The organism is Pseudovibrio sp. Ad5 (genome assembly GCF_001623095.1).
In the GTDB taxonomy this organism is placed as follows: domain Bacteria; phylum Pseudomonadota; class Alphaproteobacteria; order Rhizobiales; family Stappiaceae; genus Pseudovibrio.
Window position 1 is genome coordinate 466,734 of record NZ_LMCH01000015.1, and the last position, 20,679, is coordinate 487,412.

Here is a 20,679-nt window from a genome sequence, read left to right on the forward strand (position 1 = left end):
CCGCTGACCAGCGACCCTTTTTAATATCTCTTAAAACCTGTAGTTCGCCGTCAGACTGAAGGATCGACCCGGTTCCTTCAGGGTGCCAATCACGTTGTAATCACCCCCATAGGTTCCCCGGTCTGAGTAGTCCTCATCAAAAATGTTGTTCGCTTCAATTCGGAGCTTTAAACCATCAATCTGCTCTGGCTCATATTCAGCAAACAGGCCAACAACGGCATATCCTTCAAGAGTTCGATCTGAATCACCGGTTGCCCCGGTGTCATAATCAAACGCCCCCTGGATATCACCGCCAATTGTCAGATCGTAATCTTCTAACCGGTGAGAAACATTGAAGGCAAGCACTTGCCCTAAAGGTGCAGCCAGATCCAACGCAGAATAAGAACTTGCGTGACTGCCTTCCACCTCAGCTTCGGTATAAGAGTATGTCAATCTTGCTGAACCTGACTGCCATGCATAGCCCGCTGCGAGGTTAAAGCCGGTGGTCGTCACGTCTTTAGAAACAACATGGTAAACCTTCGTGGGTGTTTTGATCTGCACTTCTCCGCGAGCGTTCTTAATCTCGGTTCTGAAAACATTACCGGAGAAAGAAAGGCCTTGCCGTTCAAATTCAAACCCTGCTGTGACGTTTTGAGAGCGTGACGGCTTGAACTGTGTGTAGTTCCAGTCAGTCCAGAAGAGGTAGTTATCCTCCAGCGCATAACCGCCAAACACATTGGCATATCCAGCTTTCAGCTTGAACCCCTCTGCCAGTTCATAGGAAATTGATGCATTGCCGCTTGCTCCTGTCGCTCTGGCATCAAAATCTGAGATACCTTCAAAGCTCTGATGATCGACGCGCGCGCCGACTGAAACTTCAAGGCCAGAGAGAACTTCCGATCGCACCTGCCCAAATGCACCAAAGTTATTTGCGAATTCCGTTGGATCCTGAGCGGCGTCTTCGAACTTGGAAGTCTTTCGATAAAAATCGACACCAGTGGTGAAGCTTGTCACATCATTGAAATGGAAGGTGTTTGCCAATTTACCATTCAAAGTGTTGGAAGTCCCTCTGCTCTCCTCCACATCGATGTTGCTTTCACTGAAGCCAAGCACGATCTCTGGATCATAAAGATCCGTAGGTTCCAAATGCTCATAGCGGAATGAGAAGCTCTTCCGCATCGTATCGTAAATGCGGGTCGGTGAACTGCCTTTGAAAGCACCAAAGTTAGCACGATAAGGCCGCTCTTCTTTATCCTTCAGCATCATACCGGAAACCTCAAAGCGATGTCCGGTCTCAGATGTGTAACCGGCTTTGAGTAGGCCGGTCTGCAAGTTTGCTCCGGTTCCCGGGATTTCCCAATCGCCGCCAGAGGTGTAATCCTTCCCCTTGGCGTTCTTAGCGAAGGCCAGAATATCAAAGCCATTCTGCTCGGCAAAACCGGTCAGGGCTTGCGAGAACGTATTGCCGTTTGTGTCAAAGCTCAGCGTGGCTTTGCCGCCCATGGTCTCGCCATCTTCCAGCAGGTCCAGAGCATCAATCAGCTGAAAGGCGATCGAACCGCCCAGAGCGTTCGGGCCGGAATCTGCAGCGGCAACACCCGCATCCACACGCACCGCACGCAACAGTGCTGGATCAATGGCATTGGCTGTTACATGGTGGAACGCACGGTTGTTCTGCATCGCGCCTTCAATAGTCATGTTCAGGTTGAGAGCATCCACACCATTGACGAAGATCTTCTGGGCAATAGGGATACCGCCGCCAACCGTTACTGAGGCATTCTCAGCAAACACATCACGAAGATCACCCATCTCAGCGGCTTCAATCGCTTGAGTTGAAACGTAGATTGAGGTGTTTCTGTCAGCAGCCACTGCAAAGCGATCATTGTTGAAACTATAAACAACAACAGGGTCCAGCTCCTCGCTGGCATCCATACTATCCTGCGCTGCAGCCCCGGTAGAAAAATAAGCTCCGTTTAAAACACAAACGGAAACAAGCAAGCGCCACCGAAGTTTCTTCATTAGGATCCCCACCCACATATTGGCCGTATTACCTACGGCGAATCAAATATGAGATAATTACTCATGTTTATGCGCGAGGGTATATGGGAGCGTAATTATAGATGCAAGTGCATCTATATACATAAACGTGTGCGACATGATCAATGAATTGAAATCACCATAAAATGCAATGTGTTATGTGATTTTCATCAAAATCTGATCTGTGTGTATCTGCGGAATTTGACAGGGGGTGATCAAAGATCACCAGGCACAAAACAAAAAAAAGCCCCCGCTAAAAGCATAGCGAGGGCTTTACAATAACAAGAGTTTTAAGCCTGGCGCTGGCCCATCTGATCATCAAGTGTCAGCAGGTGCCAACGGTCATCACCAGCAGCTTTCACTTGGTCCAGAACACGGCGGAACAGATCTTCTTCTTCAATCTGCTCTTCCAGGAACCAATGCAGCATGTTCTGCGTCCCATATTCCTTTTCATCATGGGCGAGATCAAACAGAGCATGGATTTGCGACGTGACCTTCACTTCCATTTTCATGGCCAGCTCAATAGCTTCCTGTGCTGAATCAAATTCAACAGTAGGAGCAGATATGCCTTCCAGAGTAACGCGGGAGTCCCGTTTCACGATGAAGTCATAAATACGCATTGCATGGTCAGTCTCTTCTTTTGAATGAAGACGGAACCACTTTGCAAAACCTGGTAGCTCAATGGAATCAAAGTAGGCAGCCACAGCGAGATAAACGTAAGAGGCACTCAGCTCAGCATTGATTTGCTGGTTAAGAGCTTCTGCGACTTTTGTGTTGAGCTTCATCGGATTCTCCAATCAGTAATTTTGTGGAGACAGATTTGAAGAGCTACAAACTATTCGCTTTGACCAAAGTCAATTTGAGAAGAATTATCTTAGCAATTGCAAGTGATTAGCAGTTTCACAAATGACCATTTTGCGAGCACAGATGCTATGTTCGCCAGGTCTTGGGCGCTGATCCATAGATCCGCTTAAAGGCATTGCTAAAGCTGGACGGGCTGTTATATCCCGCCATATAGGCAGCTTCAGAAACAGTAATGCCACCTTTGTTGATGGCTTGCCGTGCCTTCTCCAAACGCTGTTTACGAATGAAATCAGAGACTGTCAGATTGTACTTTTCCTTAAAGTGGCGCTGAATGCTGCGTTTACTAAGGCCTGTTTCTTTAGAGATCCGCTCGATGGAAAGGTCTTCCTCCAGATGCTCCAGCAGAAATTCCCGCACCTTCAATCCTTTGATCCGTAACTGACTGTCCGCTTCCCGCTTCTCGGCCTGGACGGCCCCTTGCAAATGCGCACAGCTCTGAGACATCAGGCTTAACGCCTCAGCTTGACGTTGAAGGCCACCGATTTCATCAGCCCCATCATTGGTCATAGCCAAAATCCGCGCAGCGCAATCTACCATGCGTTCATCCGGCTGCCAGATGAAGTAATTCAGGTGGCCATTCATAAAGCTCCGCACTTCCGCAGAAAGAGCAGAGGCTTGAAACCCAATTGCACCGTACCAGTCCGGTTGAGCTGCAATGCCAACCTTGCGCAACGAGTGCCCGGCCTCACTCGGCTTCAGGCGCAGATTGGCAGGTTTTCGTAGGTTGAACAGCAGAGCCTGAGGCTTGGGTGCTTCGCGATCCCCGGCATCCAGATCAAAATAAACATCATCAATGTAAAACTGCTGCTGACCTTCCAGATAAATGAAAATCTGGAAAATAGGTGAAAGTTCCACCAAACTTTCATTTTCATGATGGCCCATTGTCTCATCCAGGACTTTGACTCGGATCTGCTGCTCAATCTGCACAGAAAGTGCTCCCTGACTTTTCGCTGGCGCGAATGGATATGTTTTTGGCGCACACGCCAATGCATTTCCAATCGACGAACGCCCCCTCATAAATATATTATGAGTTTTGAAGTCAAGTTTAAAACTTCGTATAAATGAAGTAAGTCCAGCGCGACCTTCCAGCTCACGAACATCTCGGTAAAGAGGTGCCCAAAGTGCTCGCCACACACTGCGAGCGCTCATGGTGCTGTGCTGTCGTGCGGATACGATTGGAGAATGTCTCGATGTCTAGCCGCGACGTTGATAGAGCACTTAAGAACGCCCGTTTTACGCAAAAAACGCAAATGAACGCACTAAACCTTTTATTGGTTTCCACCGCGTTGACTTGCGCTTCAGCGGCGTCCGCTCAGGAGAATAAACTGCTGGATGAAGTGGTCGTCACAGCCTCAGCTTCTGAAGTGACCTACAAGAACGCGCCAGCAAGTATCTCCGTTATCACCGCAGATGACTTGGAAAATCAGGGGGCTCGCGACGTTCGTTCCCTTCTGGAAAGTGTAGAAGGTCTCACGTTCAACAGAGCTGGTAATCAAAGCAAAGTGCAAATCCGCGGCCTGAACGAGAATTACACGTTGTTCCTGATAGATGGAAAACGCGTCACCTCCGCTCCAAACGCCTTCCGCGGAAACGACTACGATTCCGGCTGGGTTCCACTCGAAGCCGTCGAACGTATTGAAATCGTTCGCGGTCCAATGTCCTCACTCTACGGTTCAGATGCAATCGGCGGTGTTGTCAACATCATCACCAAGAAGGAAACCGAAGAGTGGCACGGCTCACTTACCAACGAATATACCCTTCAGGAAAACCGCAAGTCCGGTGATTATGGCCGGACGGGTTTCAATCTTTCAGGCCCAATCCTCAAAGACAAACTCTTCATGCGAACCTACGGCAGCTGGGATTTTCGCCGCAAAGATTCAAGCACTCTGAACCCCGACAGCGCAAGCGGGCGCGCCAATGCAGGCTTTGCCAAGAGTGATAACAAGCACGTTGATACGACTGTAACCTGGGATGTAAACCAAGAAAATTCCGTTGATTTTAACGCAGGTTACAGCAAGCGCACGCACGATAAGACAACATTGGACAGATACTCAGCGGGCATAACTCATCACGGCTCTTACGAGTTTGGTGAGACTGAGCTGCGTGTCTTTGGTGACCGTATCGACAACTCCTACGGCCACGGAAACACCGCTGGCGATGACATGCCGAACACAGCTTATAACTTCAATGGCGATGGCAAAGTCAGCTTTGACGCAGATCTTCTGGTCCCGAACTTCATCACCGTCGGCGCGACTTACCAACATCAATCCCTCGAAGACAAGTATGTGCTTGTAGGCGAGGGCGGGTCAGACAGTTCCCTCTGGCAAGCCGCAGCCTTCATTGAGGACCGCCTTGAAATCACAGAAGATTTCGAGGTCACACTCGGAGGCCGTCTGGACAAACACGAAAAATTCGGCTGGAACGCCAGCCCCCGCGTTTACGGCGTTTATCACCTCACACAAGCCCTGACATTCAAAGGCGGCTGGTCTTCATCCTTCAAAGCTCCAACCTTGCTGCAAATGTCCCCCAACTGGAAACAGGTCTCATGCGGAGGGGATTGTTTCTTAGAAGGCGCTGAAGATTTGAATCCGGAACTGGGCAGTAGCTTTGAGGTTGGCTTCAAATATGACGAAGCAAAATGGAGTGTAGGGCTAACCGGTTTCCATAACACGATCAAAGACATGATCCAGTTTCCACCCGCCAGAACAGCTGATGTTGCTGTTGCTCAGACCTATTCCAACTATGTTGGTCTCACTGCAGATGGCAAACCGATCTTCAAGTTTGAAAACATTGAAGAAGCTCGCACAATGGGGATAGAAGCCAACCTGACCTTGCGTCCAACAGATGAGCTGACTGTCTCTGCCAACTACACCTATCTGGATGCAAAAAACACAAGCGCCAACGATGCACCGCTTGCCTTCCAGCCAGAGCATACTGCAAACGTTAAACTGGATTACAATTTCAGTGAAAAACTCAGTTTCGCGTTATCTGCCAACTACGTAGGCGAACAATACACCTCTGTTCCCGCCAACGGAGACATGGCCTTTGCCCGCAAAGTAGACGGTTACATCACAGCAGATTTCACAGGTCGCTATGACGTCAATGAGAACTTCACGTTGCGCGCTGGCGTTCTAAACATTGCGGACAATCAGATCCTGAAAACGGATTGGGATGAGTTCAATGTTGACGGTCGCCGCTACTTCATCTCAGGCACCACTCGTTTCTGATCTCTAATAATGAAGGAGCAAGGAGGTGGGCCCACGCTCACCTTCAATGCGTAGAGGTGTATCACTATGTTTTCATTTAAGAAAACGATAATCAGCTTAGTGGTTTTTATGATGTCTCAAACTGTGTCTTCAGGGTCAGCACTCGACCTTTCAAAAACGGAAAGTACGACTGAAACACGGTTTCTTCAGCAAGGCCGGGAAGAAGTCTTTGAGCTGCAGGCGGAAACCGGGGACTACATAGAACATGGCTGGCAAGTGAATTCTGGCCGTTTCAACCTGGACAGTATCAACCGATTGACTGGTGCTCACATCCGCAGGTTTGTTTTTTCAAACGCTGGCCGTTCACCATTCTTGCTCGTCGTAGAGGATACACCAATCAATCTTAAAGTCTCTGCAATTGAAACCGGGCACTACACGCTGTTTATCATCAAGCAAGTTGGTACTGAGCATCAGAATATAGAACAAAATGAATACCTTAGCCCGCGTATTGCCAACCTTGCAGATCACCTGAAATCAGGCGGCTCAACGGATGTCTTCTGGACTGAGATTGAACAAAAAGGCACGCCGCTCATTGAAGACAACGGAAACAACAAGAGTATCCTGACATTTCTTGCCAGAGGCGCCAGAACTGGTGTCCGCCTCCTTGGTGCCCCAACAAGCAATCATGAAGAGCTTGAGCAGCTTGCAGGCAGTGACGTCTGGTTTAAATCATTTATCGTTCCCAACACCACGCGGCTTTCTTATCAACTTGCTGTTGATGTGCCGGTGATTTCAGGTACTTGGATGGAACGCCGGAGAGCGATTCTGGCAACTCTGGCAGCAGATCCGCTCAACAAGCACCCTTGGCCAGCAAACGCAATTGATCCTTACAATCAACACTCTACGGTGCTTTTGCCAGCGGCTGAAGCAGGCCATTTTCTCGGCAATCAGACAGTCGCAAAAGGTCAGGTCACACATTCTGAGATTGAGAGCAAAGGCCTTGGGAACAAACGCGATATCTGGCTATACCGTTCCGCCGGCTATGAAGCATCAAAAGCAACCGCTCCGCTGCTCATCATGTTTGATGCAGAACACTATAAAGGCCGCATCTCTGTTCCGGACATTCTGGATAACATGGTCGCAGACGGCGCAATTCCGCCATTAGCAACCGTATTTGTATCTCATATAGATTCAAAAACACGAACTCAGGAGCTTCCTAACAACGCTCAGTTCGCTGCGTTTGTAGCGGAAGAACTATTGCCATTTGCACAGGCAGAGCTTGGTATATCCGCGACACCAGAAAGAACCATCTTGGCAGGCTCCAGTTTTGGAGGCCTTGCGTCCAGCACCATCTCTCTGCGCTATCCGCAACACTTTGGAAATGTGCTCTCCATGTCCGGATCCTACTGGTACTCAGAGGAGAATGACGAGAATTACGTCGCGAACCTCATTGCAAACACTCCCCATCAAGATATCCGTTTTTTCCTCAGCGCGGGGCTCTTTGAAAAGAGTATAGGTGGCGGAGATCGCGGGATACTACAGTCTAGCCAGCATCTTAGAGACGTTCTCCTTGCCAGGAATTATGAAGTGAAGCTGGAAGCCTATGCTTCAGGTCACGACTTATTCTCATGGCAAACCATTCTCAGTGATGGCCTTATTTATTTAATCGGGAAGGGTGCCCCATGACGGGTTGAGATCCCGTTTAGATGCAATTGCATAAATATCTGAGTGTAAACTTCAGGTATTATTGGACATCCTTATTTTTTGATTTTAGATAGAGACAAAGCTCAACAGCCAGGCTCTGATGCCAAGCCATGAGACATCTATCCAACGGAGTTAGAAATGTTTCATCGTGTAACGAGATCGGTTGCCGCTTTCGCCTGCCTCGCCCTCGCAGCTTCTCCAGCCCTTTCGGATCAGGTCGAAATCAACACCGCCAATGGCAAAGCCAGCGTCGTTGTTGAGCCCAAAAATCTGATTGTGTTTGACATCGGAGCGGTCGACAACCTGAATGCACTTGGTGTTCAACCAGCAGGCGTCGTCAACAAAATGTATGTCGATTACCTTGATGGCGTTCAGTCTGAGGCAGACGTCATCGGAACTCTGTTTGAGCCAGATTTCGAGGCAATCAATGCGCTTGAGCCAGAACTGATCATCGTTGGAGGCCGTTCCAGCAAACAGGAAAAGCCATTGTCTGAACTCGCGCCTACCATCGATATGACGCCAAGTTCTTCAGAGGTTTCAGCAACGCTGCTCGCGCATCTGGAAGCCTACGGAAAGCTCTTTAATAAGCAAAAAGAAGCAGCGAAACTTACTAGTAATTACAACAGGTTGCTAGAACAAGTGAAAGCTTCAGTTAAAGGCAAGGGCAAGGCGCTGTTTGTTCTCACCAATGGCCCCAAAGTCTCTGTATTCGGCCCGGGCTCACGGTTCGGTTGGTTCCATGATGAACTAAAAATTGAACCGGCAATGGCTGAGGTTGCCGTCGCGTCTCATGGAGAAGCGGTGTCTTTCGAGTATATTCAGAAGGCCAATCCTGACTGGCTTCTGGTGATGGATCGCGCAACAGCAATTGGAAGTGATGCTGAAAACGCGCGTCAGGTCTTGGCCAATGAACTTGTGACCAGCACAACAGCATGGAAGAAGGGCCAGGTGATCTACCTTGATCCGGCTGCAACTTACATTGCCCAAGGTGGTTATCAGGCAACCACGCGCATCTTCAATCAGCTGATCGAAGCCTTCAATAAGTAATAGTTCTCGCCAAGAGCTGGGCGCGCGCTGCTCAGCTCTAGCCATTTCCTTGGTGTCCCATGAAAAACATCGGCGTTGCTATCGTCGCTCTGTTCGCACTTTCCTGCTTCAGCTTATTCGTTGGTGTCAAAGAGATCTCCATCTCTGACTGGTGGCAAACCCCTCAGAACATTGACCTCTTTTTTATCAGTAGAATCCCGCGCACATTGGCAGTTGTTTTGACAGGCGCATCCCTTGCTGTTTCAGGTGCTGTCATGCAAATGCTCGCCCGAAACAGCTTTGTGGAGCCTTCCAGCGTTGGCACAGCCCAAAGTGCAGCACTGGGCATTTTGCTTGTGACACTGCTTTATCCGGGTAGCCCATTGATTGTGAAGATGATTGTTGCGTCCATCACAGTAATGATCGGTATGGCTGTCTTCCTGGCAATGATCTCCAGATTACCCGTAACATCTCCATTGCTCGTGCCACTCGTTGGTTTGATCTTCAGCGGCATCGTGGAAGCCTTGACCATCTTCATCGCTTTTCAAACAGAAATGCTGCAGTTTCAGGGAACATGGATGAGCGGAGAGTTCTCCGGCATCTTACGCGGCCGCTATGAGCTCTTGTGGCTTTGCGGCGTACTGGCAATTCTCACATATGTTGTAGCTGATCAGTTCACCATCATTGGCATGGGCAAAGATGCCAGCATCAATCTGGGCCTCAATTACAAGCAAGTCGTGATTGTCGGCCTGTTTATATTGGCACTTTCAACGTCTTTGGTTGTTGTCACAGTGGGCATGATTCCGTTTGTAGGTCTGGTCGTGCCAAATATCGCCCGCCGGTTGATGGGGGATAACCTGCGGGTCAGCTTGCCGTGGGTCGCAGTGCTCGGCGCGCTTCTGGTGCTTGCGTGCGACCTTATCGGACGTCTAGTTCATTTCCCCTATGAGATACCCGTTGGTACGGTACTCGGCGTCATCGGGTCTTTCGTTTTCCTCTATCTGTTGTATGCGAGACCAGCTCATGCACGCTAAAAAGCTCATTATCCTGAGCGTTTTGCTGGCACTTGCTTGTATCGCTTTCATGACTCTTGGCGCCAAAGGCAGCTGGAGTTTCCTGCTTGTTTTCCGGGGAACAAAACTACTCGCACTTTTGCTGGTGTCAGTCTCAATTTCTGTTGCAACACTTCTGTTCCAAACCATCAGCGGGAACCGTATCTTAACACCCTCCATCATGGGTTTTGATGCTTTGTATCTTCTGGTTCAAACGCTGCTGGTGTTTATGCTCGGAGGGTTCACCTACGTCGCTCTTGATGGACAAATCAAGTTTCTCGCAGAAGTAGGTGTTATGTTGCTTGCAGCCGTATTGCTCTTCTCAACAGTGATGGGAAAAGGCAGGCAGGACCTTCATCGTATGGTTCTGGTGGGTATCATTTTCGGGGTATTGTTTCGAAGTCTGACAGGGTTCCTGCAAAGGATTATCGATCCAAACGACTTCGCCATTTTGCAAGGTGCAAGTTTTGCTCAATTTTCTAGCGTAGACAAAGACCTGCTCGGCCTCAGCATCCTGCTCGTTTCAGTGTGTTGCCTTATCATTTGGCGGCTTAGATACAGCCTTGATGTCATTGCACTGGGACGCAGCAATGCGATCAATTTGGGCGTAAACTATGAGAGGGCAAGCTTCGCTGTTCTGGTCCTCGTCGCCACTCTGGTTTCCGTCTCAACAGCTCTGGTCGGTCCTGTCGCTTTCTTTGGCTTGTTGGTGACTAGTCTTGCCCATTTTATCATGAACACCCACCGTCACAGCATTTTGCTGCCGGCCTCTATCCTGATCGCTGCACTCATTCTCGTCAGCGGCCAGACGGTCTTTGAGCGCATTTTAAAAAGCCAGTCTACCCTGAGCGTTACCGTAGAATTCTTCGGCGGCCTTCTCTTCTTGCTGCTTCTCTTTCGAGGAAAAATGAGATGATTGAAATTAATGGTGTTTCTCATAGTTACGGAAAGAGCAAAATTCTTCAAAACATCTCGCTTTCTATAAAAGAAAGCGGAATCACAGCCTTGATTGGGCCAAACGGGGCAGGGAAGTCCACGCTCTTGTCCCTCCTGGCCCGCTTGCAGCCACTCCAGACAGGTTCCATCTCGTTTGATGGCCAATCAGTGTCTCAAACACCCACCAGAGAACTTGCAAAGACCCTTGCTATCTTAAGACAAGATAACGCACTCAGCAGTCGTATGTCTCTGCGGGATCTTGTTGGATTTGGCCGCTACCCGCACCACAAAGGTCGCCCAACAGCCAAAGATCATAGAGCGGTAGATGAAGCTTTAGATTATTTTGATCTGCAAACTATGTCTGACCGGTTCATTGATGAAGTCTCCGGCGGCCAAAAACAACGAGCATTGGTCGCCATGGCATTTTGTCAGGAGACAAAGTACCTCCTCCTGGATGAACCTCTTAACAATCTTGATATGTACTACGCTCGCAGCCTCATGAAGCGCCTGCGTGAGATAGCAGACACAGGCAAACGCTCATTTGTCATCGTCCTCCACGACATCAACTACGCCGGCGCCTACGCCAACGAAATCATCGCCCTAAAAGACGGCACCCTCGCCATCCACGGAACACCGCAGGATGTCCTGGAAACAAAAGCCCTGCAGACCCTCTACTCAATGGAAATCAAAGTAACCCAGCACCAGGGACAACTCGTGGCCTTACATCATTTGTGAGGATAAGTGTTAATCAGCTACACCAAATTATAGATGCGAAAGATCTAGGACCTTCAACTCCTCCACGTCAAGTAAGTTTGAGTTGATAGTCAGTAATAGCTCAATAAGGCTATTCACTTCCTAAGAAAACGAGGCAGATGAGTCTATGAAAATGGAATTATCACCAACTGCAAATTGTTGCTACCATCTCACCCACATATGCCCCCTACAGATGTGACCAAGCTGTAAGTAGTTTCAAAGTCTTTGGTTGTAATACATAAGTATTCTCTACGTAAGTAGGCGTGTACAAGTTGACCGAGGGGGAACAAACTGGGCGGTGAAGGTGGCTTGTGTGGGAGTCGTTGGAGGATCTTGTGATAGCTCAGTTCCGGCTTTGGGAACTGACGCAACGCTTTCTTGATGAAGTGGGGCGGGTTTTAGGGAGCAAGTGGCTAGCTGTGTAAGTCTGCGAGCTCTAAACTCTACGCAAATGTAAAGCTTAGCTTTCTGGAAATGGTGATATTTTGATGGGATTCTACGTCACCTGAGCGGCTTTTCTTGATGGGGTTTGTTAAGCCAAACAAGATCAACGAATACTCTCCAAGCCAGCTGACCAGTGGGAGGTACTGGTCATCAACAGCAAATCCAGTTTGAGATTTGGGGGCATATGCCGTCCGGTTGAATTTCATCCGGCCCAAACGGGAGGAGAGCATGTCAGATAACTCATCCAACAACGCATATTGGGCTGCCAATATGCGTATCATTAAAATAAGCCTCGTTATATGGGCTCTGGTCTCGTTCGGGTTTGGCATTTTGCTACGCCCGCTGCTGAGCGGCATTCGTGTTGGCGGCACTGATCTGGGGTTTTGGTTCGCACAACAGGGTTCCATTCTGGTCTTCCTGGCGATCATCTTTTTCTACGCCTGGCGTATGAACCGTCTTGACCGTGAACACGGCGTTGAAGAAGAATAGGGGCTTTTCAGATCATGGATCAGTTTACTATCAACTTGCTATTTGTGGGCAGCTCTTTTGCGCTCTACATCGGCATCGCGATCTGGGCCCGTGCGGGTTCCACATCTGAATTTTACGCTGCGGGCCGCGGCGTCCATCCTGTCACCAATGGCATGGCAACTGCAGCTGACTGGATGTCTGCAGCCTCTTTTATTTCCATGGCCGGCCTTATTGCGTTTACCGGCTATGACAACTCATCCTTCCTGATGGGCTGGACCGGTGGCTATGTGCTACTGGCACTGCTTCTTGCTCCGTATCTGCGCAAGTTCGGCAAGTTCACCGTCTCTGAGTTTATCGGTGATCGCTTCTACAGTCAGACCGCTCGTATTGTTGCTGTGGTTTGCTTGATTGTTGCGTCAACCACCTACGTGATCGGTCAGATGACCGGTGTTGGCGTCGCGTTTGGCCGCTTTCTGGAAGTTGACAACACAACAGGCCTGCTGATCGGTGCCTGTGTTGTGTTTGCTTACGCTGTGTTCGGTGGCATGAAGGGCGTTACCTATACGCAGGTCGCTCAGTATGTGGTGCTGATTACCGCTTACACCATTCCAGCAGTTTTCATCTCGCTGCAATTGACTGGCAACCCAATTCCAGGTCTTGGGCTGTTCGGTAATGATGTTGCAAGTGGTGAACCGCTTCTGACCAAACTGGATCAGGTGGTGACCGAGCTTGGCTTCAATTCATATACCTCAAACAATGCTGACACCTTCAACATGGTGCTGTTCACGCTGTCTCTGATGATTGGTACTGCTGGTCTGCCGCACGTGATCATGCGCTTCTTCACCGTGCCTAAAGTGGCTGATGCACGCTGGTCCGCAGGTTGGGCGCTGGTGTTCATTGCATTGCTTTACATCACCGCTCCTGCAGTTGGCGCGATGGCACGTCTTAACATCACAGATATGATGTGGCCAAACGGCGGCATTAATGGTGGTGCTGTTGAAGTTGCACAAATTAAGAACGACCCAAAATATGACTGGATGCACACCTGGGAAAAGACAGGACTTCTGGCTTGGGAAGACAAGAACGGCGACGGCAAAATCCAGTACTACAACGACAAGAGTGAAAAAATGCAAACTCTTGCCGGCGAAAAAGGCTGGGTTGGAAATGAGTTGACAAAGTTCAACCGCGACATCCTCGTGCTGGCGAACCCGGAAATTGCAAACCTTCCAGGTTGGGTGATTGGTCTTGTCGCTGCAGGCGGCTTAGCAGCGGCCCTTTCAACAGCAGCAGGGCTCTTGCTCGCAATCTCCTCAGCGGTTAGCCATGATTTGATCAAGGGGGCAATTAGGCCATCAATCTCAGAAAAGAGTGAGTTGATGTCTGCCCGAGTAGCCATGGCGGTTGCGATTATTGTGGCAACCTATCTGGGGCTCAATCCTCCGGGCTTTGCGGCACAAACAGTGGCACTGGCCTTCGGTCTTGCGGCGGCATCCATCTTCCCTGCGCTGATGATGGGTATCTTCTCAACCCGCATCAACAACACCGGCGCTGTTGCAGGTATGTTGTCTGGTCTGGTTGTGACCCTTGTTTACATCTTCCTGCACAAGGGCTGGTTCTTTATTCCAGGCACAGCCAGCTTCTCTGATGCTGACCCACTGCTTGGTACGATCAAGTCCACATCGTTTGGTGCGATTGGTGCGGCTGTGAACTTCGCTGTTGCCTACTTTGTTGCAGGCATGACGAAGGAAACACCTCAGGTGATCAAGGACCTCGTGGAAAGCGTTCGCATCCCTCGTGGAGCCGGTGCAGCTCAGGATCATTGATAACTCATGCGGGTTGCTGAACCTCAGTAACCCGCTGTCTTTCGATCCTGTCCTGCCCGGCCTATGCTGGGCAGGACTTTATTTCTTCCAGCTGAAGGCGGAGCCATGCCTCTTACATCAGAGCAAGTCCTGCAGTTTCTGAAATCCGTGCATCCCTATGATGTTCTTCCAGAAACAGATCAAGAGGCGTTGTCCAATCAGATAACAGTGTGGGAGCGTGTCCACGGTGCTGGTATTTATGAGCTTGGAGAACAGCTGCCAGGGCTCTTTCTCATCTACGAGGGCGGCGTCGAAATCCGGGATAAGAATGATGCCGTCATAAGCCGTCTTGGCATTCGCAATTCGTTTGGGGAGCGCGGTCTGTTTCTGGACGGACGCGCGGTTACATCCGCAAAAGCCGGTGAGCCAACCGTCCTTTTGGTGCTCCCGCCTGCATTATTGACAGAGCTGATCGCAGCGCATCAACCCGTTGCCCGTTTCTTTGACCGGACTCAGAAGCCGCGGACCCGCGAAAACGATCTGGCCGCCATTCCAATTGAATCATTTATGGCGCCCAACCCGATTACCTGCCGTCCTGACGACACAGTACAACATGCTGCTCAGCAGATGAGGGATGCACGCGTTTCTTCGCTGTGTGTGACAGATGCAAAAGGTGGGCTGATCGGGATCATTACGGTGCGGGATCTCTCCTTTAAGGTTTTGGCGCCTGCTTTATCAGTTGAGACACCGGTTGAAGCTGTCATGACGGCTAGTCCCATCGTGCTTGCCCCATCAGCCATTGGGTCGGATCTTTTACATTTGATGATGGAACGGCGTATTGGTCATGTCCCAATCGTGGAGGGTGAGCGCCTCGTCGGCATGGTGACGCAAACGGATTTGACACGGTTTCAGGCCATCAGTTCAGCTGAGTTGGTCAGCGAAGTTGCCAGGGCCAAAGATGCCTATGACATAGCACGGGTGACTGCCCGGATACCCAACCTGCTGGTGCAGTTGGTGGCTGGTGGCAGTCGGCACGAAATTGTCACACGGTTGATCTCTGATATTGCTGATGCCGCAACCCGCCGCTTGCTGAAACTGGCAGAAGAAAAGTTTGGCCCTCCACCCGTCCCGTATCTTTGGCTTGCCTGTGGCTCGCAAGGGCGCCGCGAACAGACAGGGGTCAGTGATCAGGATAATTGTCTGTTTTTGGATGACCACGTTACCGACGAGCAACGGCTTGGGTACTTTGCTGATTTGGCAAAGTTTGTGTGTGATGGCCTGAACACCAGTGGTTACATCTACTGCCCTGGTGACATGATGGCGACGAACCTGCGCTGGAGCCAGCCGTTATCTGTCTGGAAAACCTATTTTGAAGGATGGATCAACAAACCGGACCCAGAAGCGCAGATGCTCAGCTCTGTCATGTTTGACCTCAGGCCGATTGGCGGCGAAGTCTCGCTCTTTGAAGACCTGCAAACACAAACACTGGAAGCTTCAAGCCGTAACTCGATTTTCGTGGCGCACATGGTCAGTAACTCGTTGAAGCATACGCCGCCACTCAGCCTGCTGCGCGGATTGGCAACCATCCGCTCTGGTGAGCATAAGAACACGTTGGACATGAAGCACAACGGCGTGGTGCCAGTGGTTGATCTGGCACGGATCTATGCGCTGCAAGGACAGATCGGGGCGGTTAATACCCGCGCACGGCTGGAAGAAGCTCGTGAGAGTGGCCAACTGAGCAAATCAGGCGCAGGAGATCTTCTGGATGCTTATGACCTGATCGCCGAGACGCGAATCCAGCATCAGGCCGATCTGGTTAAACAAGGCGCTCAACCCGATAATTTTCTGCAGCCTTCTAGCCTGTCAGATTTTGAACGCTCCCATGTCCGGGATGCGTTTGTTGTTGTTAAAACCATGCAGTCAGCAGTTGGGCATGGCCGTGGAATGCTAAGCTAGAGGGCGTTCTGTTTGATTGGATTCAATCAAGCAACAAGAATTCGCTCCGCTCTAGACCAATAATAATCAAAGCTGTGGCGAGACAAAAGCGACCACAGTCACCTGGGAGGAATAACATGTTTCTTGAATTGATCGGGACCTTCATTGCAGGCGTTGCCGGAGCTGGTCTTGTGATGTTGATCAATCATGTTCTTGGTGGGCGTTTGCCGCGCTGGTTTGCCCCGGTTGCTGCCGGTGCTGCCATGTTGCTGGCAACAATCTCCAGCGAGTACAGCTGGTTTTCGCGCACCAAAGATACGCTCCCTGATGGCATAGTGGTTGCTGAAACTGTAGAAAGCAAAGCCTTCTATCGTCCATGGACCTATCTGTTTCCCTTCACGGAAAGATTTGTCGCGATTGATACTGCTACGATCCAGACACATCCAGAGCAGCCGGGCATGAAACTGGCGCAAGCTTACTTCTTTGGCCGCTGGTCTCCGGTGAACAAGCTTCCTGTGCTTACCGATTGCGCCACCAGCCGACGGGCAGCATTGGCTGACGGTATCATTTTTGAGGAAGGTGGAAGCATCTCTGGGGCTCAGTGGGTGTCAGTGCCCGAAAATGACAGGATCACCTCAACAATATGCGGAGCGGGGTAATGTTAACAGGCCTCAGTTTACGATTTCGGATTTTCCTCTTGTTCGCGGGTGTTGCCGCAGCAAGCTGTGCCGTTGTCGGGGCTGCGCTTTATTTTGGATACACCCGTATTGCAGAAACAACACCGGCCTCAGGCTTCCTGTTGGCCGGTATTCTATCCATTTTCGGTCTTCTTGCGATCTCAGTCAGCATCTGGCTTCTGTTTGACGAAAATGTTGCCAAACCAGTGCAACGTCTCTCCGCTGCCATCCGCACGACAGCTCATGCTAATGTTGATGCCTCAATTGATTTTGAAGAAGCGAAATACCTTGGTGACCTTGCGCCTGCGGCTCATGCGGTTGCCTGGCGTTTAACCAATGACAGTGCAGAAACTGATGAGTTGGTTTCTGATGCAACGGCGCAGCTGGCGAGCGAGCGCGAGCAGCTGGCCTTGCTGTTAACTGAGATCCCCGTCGCCATCGTGCTCGTCAGCCCTGCACACAAAATCATGCTTTATGACGGTCAAGCCGCAGACATTCTTGGGCAGGTTCATGTTCCACGTTTGAGTGCATCCATCTTTGATTACTTTATTGAGGAGGAACTGCGCGCTGCCTATGATCAGCTGATCGAATTGAAAACAGAAATTGCTGTTGATGTGAAAGGAGCCCGTGGCAATCTCAATTTTCAATTGCGCCTCAAAAAGCTCAGAGGGATGTCGGGCTACATGATCCTGATTGACGATGCGACCGCACGCATCGCACCAGAGGCACCGCGACCACTGATTTATGATTTTGAGGCGGCCCAGCACCATTTTGAAAAGGAAATTGAGGAGCGTTCTCTGCGTGATCTCAGCTTCGTCGTTTTCGATACAGAAACAACCGGCCTCATGCCGAATAAGGACGACATTGTTCAGATCGGGGCCGTGCGGGTTGTCAACGGACGTATCATTCCCGGTGAAACAGTGGACCAACTAGTCAATCCGGGCAGACTCATTCCGGCTGCCTCAACCGGAGTTCACCGGATCACAGATGACATGGTGGCAGATGCTCCAGACCCGGTCACTGCAATTTCAGAATTTCATGCTTTCGCCAAAGACTCTGTCATTGTTGCGCACAATGCACCGTTCGACATGGCATTCCTACATCGATACGGCCACTTGTCCGGCCATGCCTGGGATCATCCGATCCTTGATACGGTCCTCTTGTCTGCTGTCGTTTTCGGCGCAGATCAAGTTCACACTCTCGACGCCCTTTGTACCCGCCTTGGCATAGAAATCCCCATAGTTTTGCGCCACACAGCCCTCGGCGACGCCCAGGCCACCGCCAAGGCCCTCTGCAAACTCCTCCCCCTCCTATCCTCCCACGGCTTCAACACCTTCGGAGAAGTCATCGAGCAGACGAGGAAACATGGTCGGTTGTTGAAGGATATGAATTAATTTTGAATAAGCGAGCGTTTCGACTCATGATCACAATGTCTGAAGTGATGAAATATGGGCAGAACACCAAGTCAGCCAGCGTTGCTACGGTGCCATCAACTTAACCTGAATTTAGCCGCGAGAGCTTTCTCTAGGCGCATTTTAAGCGTCAAGCATTACGGCTTGGCTCCATTGAGCAAAAGCGTTGAGACGATGAAGGTGAATGTCGATTGCGCAGGCCGGAAAGGCTGTCAGAAATCTTTGAAGCTGGCCCGGCGACTTGAATTTTTGCATGGCCCGTTCGCGTTTTCGCAAAGGCAAATGCGAATTTTCAGCACGATTATTCAAGCCTTTATGGCTGCGGTGCTCAACAGCGGGCATCACTTCACATTTTGCGGCACCGTAAGAGCCAAGTTTGTCGGTGATGATCCGCTTGAGCGATACGCCTTGCTTCTTCAAAAGACGGGGCAGTAAACGTTTGGCAGCCTTGGTATTGCGCCGTTTCTGAAGGATTTCATCAAGAATGTAACCATGCTGATCAACGACCCGCCTTAGATAGTATCGCTGGCCTGGATGCTGACGACAACCTCATCAAGATACCAGACATCTGAGCTTTCGGCTCTTTTGCGCCGCAACTCACGGCTGTAAGCCGGGCCAACTTGATCCCCCATTTGCGGATGGTTTCATATGATAGAATTATGCCGTGCTCCAGCAGCATCTCTTCTCCCTCACGCAAGCTGAGGGAGAAGCGGTGATAGAGCCAAACAACATAGGCGGGAAACGGTGGCGTTTGTAACTGATTGGAGCAGAAGTCATGTTGTGCAATTACAAATCGGAACTGGAGCCAAAGTTAAGCTGATAGCGCCTAATCAAACGGTACTTCTTTGCCGAAATGCATGATCACATTAGAAGCACCAGCATCCTTGTATTCCTCATAATATTGGAGCGGGTCAATGCGTTGAAGTGTCGTGTTCTCGCTGTCCACGAGGAACCAGTCACCCTCTACGTTTTTTCTGAAGGCTACTAAGTGAACATCGTTTCCATAAATCAAACGATCAGGTCCGCCTTCTTTCATAAGATTCTCAATTTGCTGCTTATTTTTCTTCAGCACGTTATCGTTGCCCGTGGGGTCTTCCAGCCAGTCAACATTGAATTCTGGTAAGTCTGGCCTTAGCTCTTTCATGACAAGCTTGGCAGTATCCGGGCTGAAGCCGGCAGTAGAATCGCTCTCTTCTGGATATACTCCGTTAAAGAGCTGATATTGCTCGCGTGCAAGGCTTGTGAGCAGCTTGTCTGCATTCTCTTCATATTCTTTGTTAAAACGTTCCTGATCATAGCTCAGGTAAGCCTCTGCCATTTGCACTTTCTCGCTCCGCGGCACTTGGGCAATGTTTTCTTTGACAGGTGTCAGGGCGTGCTTTGCAAAAGACTCAAGTGGTATTGCATCATACCCCAATAAGGCATTCATCGAGTGCTTCATGCAATGGCGTTTTTCCTGTTTTTCGCAATAGAATAACGGGTTGTGTCCTTCTGGTTTTTTGCGCGAGTCAATGTTGCACCTTTGCTTCTTAGTTTCGTACTTGGGGTTAAAGAAGACCTCTTTCAACTTAACGTCCTCGGAGCGGTCCTGAGAGTTAGTCTTTTTGCCAATTGCAGCAGAGGAGACTAGACATGCCGTTCCCGGCCACCTCGTTGGAGCTGGCCCTGAGAGCCTCTTCCAGCCAGTCGACTGCATCCTCCAAAAACTCAAGCTGTAGAAGGGCATCTTTTTCATCACCACCATCCGCACTGATTTGAGCTTGTGTGATGAAGGCTCTAGCTGCATCGATATATTGCTTATACGGGCCTTGTAGCTCAGCATCAGTAATCTGGGACTTGCTGGCTTCAAATCCACTTATCTTCTTCTCGGCGATGCCAATCTTGGAGTTTAGATCGCCGCTCTTCTCCTGATCGCCCCTGCCAGCTCCCACAGTGTCTTCCAGCCACTCGATTGAGTCCTGCAGAAATTCAAGCTGAAGAAGTACGTCTTTTCTTCGCCCTTCCTCGCATGTTGTTGTGCCTGGGTAATGTAATCTTTGGCAGCTCCAACGTATTGACCAAAATATCCCCTTGTCTCCGGATCGGAAATCTCAGAGCCTTTCGCCTCAAGGGTAGCCACCAGGCTTTCGGCAGCAGAAATTTTACTTGTCAGATCGCCGGTCTCTTCACTGCTTTGTTCTTGGCTTTTATTATTGGAATTCAATGTATCTTCCAGCCAATCAACTGCATCCTGCAAAAACTCCAACTGAAGAAGAACTGTCCGTCGTCAAAGATAGTTGGACAAAATTGGCTTTCGATTAGTGGAGTGTCTGGCCCAATTGCGTGTTGATGTTAAGCGGCTTGTGCGTGGTAGCGCAAGCGTCGGTTTTGAATAGTTCTGCGTT

Annotated in this window: 17 protein-coding genes and 1 pseudogene; 11 read left to right on the top strand and 7 right to left on the bottom strand. The window is 50.0% G+C overall.

Annotated features, from left to right (window positions below):
* Positions 1 to 30: 30 nt before the first annotated feature.
* From PsAD5_RS10750 to PsAD5_RS10760, 3 genes are all read right to left on the bottom strand, one after another.
* Positions 31 to 1,998 carry a TonB-dependent receptor plug domain-containing protein gene (locus PsAD5_RS10750; protein WP_063292101.1) on the bottom strand — a complete coding sequence of 656 codons (1,968 nt, stop codon included), beginning with the start codon at positions 1,996 to 1,998 and terminating at the stop codon, positions 31 to 33.
* 308 nt (positions 1,999 to 2,306) lie between these two features.
* The gene (locus PsAD5_RS10755; protein WP_057465144.1) at positions 2,307 to 2,801 is read right to left on the bottom strand and encodes a ferritin; all 495 of its coding nucleotides are present in this window, start codon (positions 2,799 to 2,801) and stop codon (positions 2,307 to 2,309) included.
* 145 nt (positions 2,802 to 2,946) lie between these two features.
* Positions 2,947 to 3,807 (bottom strand): helix-turn-helix domain-containing protein, encoded by an 861-nt coding sequence (locus PsAD5_RS10760; RefSeq protein WP_208980921.1) that lies wholly within the window; start codon positions 3,805 to 3,807, stop codon positions 2,947 to 2,949.
* Between the two features lie 263 nt (positions 3,808 to 4,070).
* On the opposite strand from PsAD5_RS10760, the gene PsAD5_RS10765 reads away from it, so the two are divergent.
* From PsAD5_RS10765 to PsAD5_RS10820, 11 genes are all read left to right on the top strand, one after another.
* Positions 4,071 to 6,107 carry a TonB-dependent receptor domain-containing protein gene (locus PsAD5_RS10765; RefSeq protein WP_063292103.1) on the top strand — a complete coding sequence of 679 codons (2,037 nt, stop codon included), beginning with the start codon at positions 4,071 to 4,073 and terminating at the stop codon, positions 6,105 to 6,107.
* A gap of 108 nt (positions 6,108 to 6,215) precedes the next feature.
* Positions 6,216 to 7,772, top strand: a complete 1,557-nt coding sequence (locus PsAD5_RS10770; RefSeq protein WP_208988569.1) for an alpha/beta hydrolase-fold protein — start codon at positions 6,216 to 6,218, stop codon at positions 7,770 to 7,772.
* A gap of 156 nt (positions 7,773 to 7,928) precedes the next feature.
* Positions 7,929 to 8,837 (top strand): siderophore ABC transporter substrate-binding protein, encoded by a 909-nt coding sequence (locus PsAD5_RS10775; protein ID WP_063292105.1) that lies wholly within the window; start codon positions 7,929 to 7,931, stop codon positions 8,835 to 8,837.
* A gap of 59 nt (positions 8,838 to 8,896) precedes the next feature.
* Positions 8,897 to 9,850, top strand: a complete 954-nt coding sequence (locus tag PsAD5_RS10780) for an ABC transporter permease (protein WP_063292106.1) — start codon at positions 8,897 to 8,899, stop codon at positions 9,848 to 9,850.
* Positions 9,825 to 10,784, top strand: a complete 960-nt coding sequence (locus tag PsAD5_RS10785; RefSeq protein WP_063292107.1) for an iron chelate uptake ABC transporter family permease subunit — start codon at positions 9,825 to 9,827, stop codon at positions 10,782 to 10,784. Before PsAD5_RS10780 ends, PsAD5_RS10785 begins: the two co-directional genes overlap by 26 nt.
* Entirely contained in the window at positions 10,781 to 11,539 is a 759-nt protein-coding gene (locus PsAD5_RS10790) for an iron ABC transporter ATP-binding protein (protein WP_063288711.1), read from the top strand. The genes PsAD5_RS10785 and PsAD5_RS10790 overlap by 4 nt, the downstream gene beginning before the upstream one ends.
* A gap of 690 nt (positions 11,540 to 12,229) precedes the next feature.
* The gene (locus PsAD5_RS10800) at positions 12,230 to 12,490 is read left to right on the top strand and encodes a DUF4212 domain-containing protein (RefSeq protein ID WP_057462081.1); all 261 of its coding nucleotides are present in this window, start codon (positions 12,230 to 12,232) and stop codon (positions 12,488 to 12,490) included.
* Positions 12,491 to 12,504: 14 nt separating this feature from the next.
* The gene (locus PsAD5_RS10805) at positions 12,505 to 14,292 is read left to right on the top strand and encodes a sodium:solute symporter family protein (protein ID WP_063292108.1); all 1,788 of its coding nucleotides are present in this window, start codon (positions 12,505 to 12,507) and stop codon (positions 14,290 to 14,292) included.
* A gap of 105 nt (positions 14,293 to 14,397) precedes the next feature.
* Positions 14,398 to 16,227 carry a DUF294 nucleotidyltransferase-like domain-containing protein gene (locus tag PsAD5_RS10810; protein ID WP_063292109.1) on the top strand — a complete coding sequence of 610 codons (1,830 nt, stop codon included), beginning with the start codon at positions 14,398 to 14,400 and terminating at the stop codon, positions 16,225 to 16,227.
* A 116-nt stretch (positions 16,228 to 16,343) separates the two neighbouring features.
* A complete protein-coding gene (locus PsAD5_RS10815; RefSeq protein ID WP_057462084.1) occupies positions 16,344 to 16,865 on the top strand; it encodes a hypothetical protein in 522 nt (173 codons plus the stop codon).
* A complete protein-coding gene (locus tag PsAD5_RS10820) occupies positions 16,865 to 18,277 on the top strand; it encodes a 3'-5' exonuclease (protein ID WP_063292110.1) in 1,413 nt (470 codons plus the stop codon). Before PsAD5_RS10815 ends, PsAD5_RS10820 begins: the two co-directional genes overlap by 1 nt.
* 141 nt (positions 18,278 to 18,418) lie before the next feature.
* Here the strand turns inward: PsAD5_RS10820 and PsAD5_RS10825 are convergent.
* The 4 genes and pseudogenes from PsAD5_RS10825 to PsAD5_RS10840 form a co-directional block, all read right to left on the bottom strand.
* Positions 18,419 to 19,082: pseudogene (locus PsAD5_RS10825) on the bottom strand (IS6 family transposase).
* 39 nt (positions 19,083 to 19,121) lie between these two features.
* Positions 19,122 to 19,862 carry a hypothetical protein gene (locus tag PsAD5_RS10830; protein ID WP_153041361.1) on the bottom strand — a complete coding sequence of 247 codons (741 nt, stop codon included), beginning with the start codon at positions 19,860 to 19,862 and terminating at the stop codon, positions 19,122 to 19,124.
* Between the two features lie 28 nt (positions 19,863 to 19,890).
* Positions 19,891 to 20,226, bottom strand: a complete 336-nt coding sequence (locus PsAD5_RS10835; protein WP_063292112.1) for a hypothetical protein — start codon at positions 20,224 to 20,226, stop codon at positions 19,891 to 19,893.
* Positions 20,184 to 20,498: a hypothetical protein gene (locus tag PsAD5_RS10840; RefSeq protein WP_063292113.1), complete on the bottom strand. Its 315-nt coding sequence runs from the start codon at positions 20,496 to 20,498 to the stop codon at positions 20,184 to 20,186. Before PsAD5_RS10840 ends, PsAD5_RS10835 begins: the two co-directional genes overlap by 43 nt.
* Positions 20,499 to 20,679 lie beyond the last annotated feature (181 nt).